A 4543-nucleotide genomic window follows, 5' to 3' on the forward strand; every position below is an offset into this window, starting at 1 on the left:
TAGCCCATATCTTTCGCCACATAGGCGAGGGTGGTCGAGTCCATCCCGCCCGAGAGGAGGCATACCGCTTTCATGCTTACTTCATCTCCAGGTACTTGTGGAGCTGGATCTGGAAACGCACCGGGAACCCCGACTCGAGCACCCAGCGCGCGATCCCCTTTTCGTCGGAGCCGTACACCGGCGAGACGAAGACCTCGCCCCTGACCGGGCAGTGTTTGAGGACCTTCTCGACATACGCGAGATCCTCGTTCGTGCCGACGACGAACTTCACGCTGTCCTTCTCCCTGATATACGGGAGGAGGGAGAGATCGCTCTTCTCCCCCGACGACGGGCACTTCACGTCCATGCAGACCGAGGCGAAGGGCTGGACCGGCCTGAAGTCCACCGTGCCGTTCGTCTCGATGTCGACGGCATAGCCCATCCCCGACAGGCGTCGGCAGGCCTCGACCACCTCGTCCATCTGGAGGAGAGGTTCGCCCCCGGTGAAACAGATCGTCCGGCACTTTTTGCGCCAGAGATGGTCGAGGAGGACATCGACCGCGACGTCCCGGCCCCCCGCGGCGTCACGCGCGGACGGCGTGTCGCACCAGCCGCACGCCAGGTTGCACCCGGCAAGCCTCACGAAGGCGGTCGGCCTGCCCTGCTCTGCCCCCTCGCCCTGCAGGGAGTAAAAGACCTCACAGATCCGCATCAGTCACCTCCGCATAACAGGTCTCCGCTTCCCAGACCCGGATCTTCGCGACGCGTGCGTCTCTCCCGTCCCTGCCGCACATCTCGTTGATGAGACCGGCGATCACTTCGGCGAGCACCTCGCTCGTCGGGTCGCCGACGGTGGTCACCACGTCCTGGAACTGCCGCAGGCAGGCCACCATCGGGTCCTCCTCGTTGAGGACCACCTGGTGATCGAACCTGTCCACGACCTCTTTAATATCATTGTAGTCAACGAGAATACCGGTCTTCTCGTCGGGCGTCCCCCTGATCCAGACCTCGACCCTCCACCTGTGGCCATGGAGACGGTGGCACTTCCCCTGGTAGTGGAGGAGGCGGTGACTCGCGTCGAAGTAGGTTTCTTTGTAGATACAGGTGACCATCACCTATCATTCGGCGGGTGAGGATATAAGATTATTATAGAGGACGTCCCATGAATACTACAAGATTTCGAGATGATGGACAATATATAAATTCATTCCGCGCTTTGGTATATACCACAGTGAGGAGTTTCCACATCGAGAAAATCTACTCTAAAGAGGGTATTCAATGGGAATGGGAAAATTTGCAGCCAGAAAGCTGAAGCGTGACGCCAACAGCACCCGGTGGAGCGACAAGAACTACGCTCGCCGTGAACTGATGCTCGATATCAAGTCCGACCCCCTCGAGGGTGCCCCGCAGGCCCGCGGCATCGTGCTCGAAAAGGTCGGTGTCGAAGCCAAGCAGCCGAACTCGGCCATCCGTAAGTGTGTCCGTGTGCAGCTGATCAAGAACGGCCGTCAGGTATCGGCCTTCGCCGTCGGCGACGGCGCGATCAACTTCATCGACGAGCACGACGAGGTCACCATCGAAGGTATCGGTGGCCGTCTCGGCAGGTCGAAGGGTGATATCCCTGGTGTCCGTTTCTGTGTCACCAAGGTGAACGACGTCTGCCTCCGGGAAATGGTCCTCGGTCGTAAGGAGAAGCCGCGCAGGTGATCATGATGGTGGAAGAAGTAGAAACTCCTGTCCAGGAACAGGTAGAAGAGAAAGAAGCTGGTGTACCGAGGCTTCTTTTCAACAAGTGGGACCTTTCCGAAGTTCAGATCACCGACCCCGGCCTTCTCCGCTACGTGAACCTCACCTCGATGATCGTCCCGCACTCCTGCGGCAAGCTCTCCCAGCAGCAGTTTGCCAAGAGTGATATGCTCATCGTCGAGCGGCTCATCAACAAGCTGATGCAGAAGGAACAGAACACCGGCAAGAAGCAGGTCACGATCGGTATCGTCGAGGAAGCCTTCGACCGGGTCAACAAGAAGACCAAGAAGAACCCGGTCCAGGTGCTCGTCGACGCGATCGCCAATACCGGCCCCCGCGAGGAGACCGTCCGCCTGAAGTACGGTGGCATCAATGTCCCGAAGGCTGTCGACACCGCCCCCCAGCGCCGGGTCGACTCCGCCCTCGGTTTCCTCGCCATCGCCACCTACAACGGCTCCCACAAGAGCAAGCGCACGGCTGCCGACGTGCTCGCAGACGAGATTATCGCTGCGGCGAAGGGCGACGCAAAGGCCTTCTCCGTCTCGAAGAAAGAAGAACGCGAACGTGTTGCAAAGGCTGCACGGTAAAACCCTTTTTTTTGGTTCTGAGGCACTCCCATGACACGAAGAAAAAAGATGGTAGAGCGGGTCACCGAGCTGATGGACAAGCCGGACCGGATCCGCAACATTGGTATCGTAGCACACATCGACCATGGTAAGACCACCCTTTCTGACAACCTGCTTGCAGGCGCCGGGATGATCTCCGAGGAGCTCGCCGGTCACCAGCTCTTCATGGATTCCGACGCGGAGGAGCAGGCTCGCGGCATCACGATCGATGCCTCGAACGTTTCCATGGTCCACGAGTACGGTGGGCAGGAGTACCTCATCAACATGATCGACACTCCGGGCCACGTCGACTTCGGTGGCGACGTCACCCGTGCGATGCGTGCGGTGGACGGTGCGGTCGTCGTCGTGGACGCTGTCGAGGGCACCATGCCCCAGACCGAGACGGTGCTCCGCCAGGCCCTCAAGGAGGGTGTCAAGCCGGTTCTGTTCATCAACAAGGTGGACCGCCTGATCAACGAGATCAAGGTCGACCAGACCGAGATGCAGATCCGCCTCGGGCGTGTCATCGATAAGGTGAACAAGCTCATCAAGGGCATGAACGAGAAGATGTACAACGAGGGCTGGAAACTCGACGCCGCACAGGGCACTGTCGCTTTCGGCTCCGCGCTGTACAACTGGGCCGTCTCTGTCCCGTACATGAAGACGTCGGGCGTGAACTTCGGCGAGGTCTTTGACCGCTGCCGTGCCGGCGACATGAAGACCCTCGCCAAGAAGAGCCCGCTCGCCGACGTTCTCCTTGACACGGTCGTCAAGCACCTGCCGAACCCGATCCAGGCACAGGACCGCCGTGTCCACATCATCTGGCACGGCGACTATGAGTCCGAGGTCGGCAAGGCCATGGTCGGCTGCGACCCGAACGGCCCGATCGCCATGATGGTCACCGACATCTCCTTCGACCCGCACGCGGGCGAGGTCGCCACCGGCCGTCTCTTCTCCGGGACGCTCCGCCGCGGTGAAGAGGTCTACATCTCCGGCACCGCCGGCAAGTCCAACCGCCTCCAGCAGGTCGGTATCTTCATGGGCCCCGAGAGGATCGAGGTCGAGAGCCTCTGCGCCGGCAACATCGCCGCCGTCACCGGTCTCAAGGACGCGATCGTCGGTTCCACCGTCACGTCGATGATGGATATGACCCCGTTCGAGTCTCTCCAGCACTACTCCGAGCCTGTCATGACCGTCGCCGTCGAGGCGAAGAACATGAAGGACCTTCCGAAGCTCGTCACCGTGCTGCGGCAGGTCGCGAAGGAAGACCCGACCGTCCGCGTCACCATCAACGAGGAGACCGGCGAGCACCTGATCTCCGGCATGGGCGAACTCCACCTGGAGATCATCACCGGCCGTATCAAGCGCGACAAGGGCGTCGAGATCGTCACGTCCCCGCCGATCGTGGTGTACCGCGAGACTCCCACCCAGAAGGCGGGTCCGGTCGAGGGCAAGTCCCCGAACCGCCATAACAGGTTCTACATCGAGCTCGAACCCCTGAGCGACGAGGTTGTCCAGCTGATCAAGGACGGCGAGATCACGATGAACCTCCCTGAAATAGAGAGGCGTGAACTCCTCATAAAGGCCGGTTTCGAGAAGGATGAGGCGAAGAACCTCAGGGCCATCGAAGCGACGAACATGTTCTTCGACATGACCAAGGGTATCCAGTACCTCAACGAGACGATGGAACTCGTCCTCGAAGGCTGGCGCGAGGCCCTTGCGGGCGGCCCGCTTGCCGAGGAACAGGTGCAGAACCTGAAGATCCGCCTCGTCGATGTCAAGCTCCACGAGGACGCGATCCACCGCGGTCCGGCGCAGGTCATCCCTGCGGTCCGTTCCGCGGTCAAGGCCGGCATCCTGATGGCCGGCGACTCCCTCCTCGAGCCGCTGCAGAAGATCCAGATCACTGTCCCGATGGACCAGATGGGTGCCGCAACCGGTCAGATCCAGGGACGCCGCGGTCAGGTCTTCGACATGCAGAGCATGGGCGACACGATCACTGTCTCCGGCAAGGCGCCGGTGGCGGAACTCTTCGGCTTTGCCGGCGACATCCGCTCCGCGACCGAAGGCCGTGCGATGTGGTCCACCGAGTTCGCCGGTTTCGAGGTTGTTCCCCAGGGTCTCCTCCCCGAGGTCGTCAAGGCGATCCGGAAGAGGAAGGGTCTGAAGGAACAGATCCCGCGGCCGGAAGACTATCTGGCGTGAGCAGAGGA

6 protein-coding genes are annotated in these 4543 nt (G+C 60.9%); 3 read left to right on the forward strand and 3 right to left on the reverse strand.

The window, feature by feature from the left end; genetic code table 11:
• The 3 genes from PHP59_RS11455 to PHP59_RS11465 all read right to left on the reverse strand — a co-directional run.
• Positions 1 to 74 (reverse strand): 7-cyano-7-deazaguanine synthase (locus PHP59_RS11455; RefSeq protein ID WP_300167126.1); only part of this gene is annotated, 74 nt, incomplete at its 3' end.
• 2 nt (positions 75 to 76) lie between these two features.
• On the reverse strand, positions 77 to 691 hold the full coding sequence (locus PHP59_RS11460; RefSeq protein ID WP_300167116.1) for a radical SAM protein: 615 nt from the start codon (positions 689 to 691) through the stop codon (positions 77 to 79).
• Complete coding sequence (locus tag PHP59_RS11465; RefSeq protein WP_300167118.1) at positions 678 to 1091, reverse strand: 6-carboxytetrahydropterin synthase; 414 nt, start codon at positions 1089 to 1091, stop codon at positions 678 to 680. Before PHP59_RS11465 ends, PHP59_RS11460 begins: the two co-directional genes overlap by 14 nt.
• 166 nt (positions 1092 to 1257) lie before the next feature.
• Between PHP59_RS11465 and PHP59_RS11470 the strand changes: the two genes are divergently transcribed.
• The 3 genes from PHP59_RS11470 to PHP59_RS11480 are packed head-to-tail and all read left to right on the forward strand — an operon-like array spanning position 1258 to position 4535.
• Complete coding sequence (locus tag PHP59_RS11470) at positions 1258 to 1686, forward strand: 30S ribosomal protein S12 (RefSeq protein ID WP_300167120.1); 429 nt, start codon at positions 1258 to 1260, stop codon at positions 1684 to 1686.
• Positions 1687 to 1688: 2 nt separating this feature from the next.
• Positions 1689 to 2312, forward strand: coding sequence for a 30S ribosomal protein S7 (locus tag PHP59_RS11475; protein WP_300167122.1), 624 nt, complete (start codon positions 1689 to 1691; stop codon positions 2310 to 2312).
• A 30-nt stretch (positions 2313 to 2342) separates the two neighbouring features.
• Positions 2343 to 4535, forward strand: a complete 2193-nt coding sequence (locus tag PHP59_RS11480; protein ID WP_300167124.1) for an elongation factor EF-2 — start codon at positions 2343 to 2345, stop codon at positions 4533 to 4535.
• Positions 4536 to 4543: the final 8 nt, after the last annotated feature.

Origin of the sequence: Methanofollis sp. (assembly GCF_028702905.1) — an archaeon.
GTDB lineage: Archaea > Halobacteriota > Methanomicrobia > Methanomicrobiales > Methanofollaceae > Methanofollis.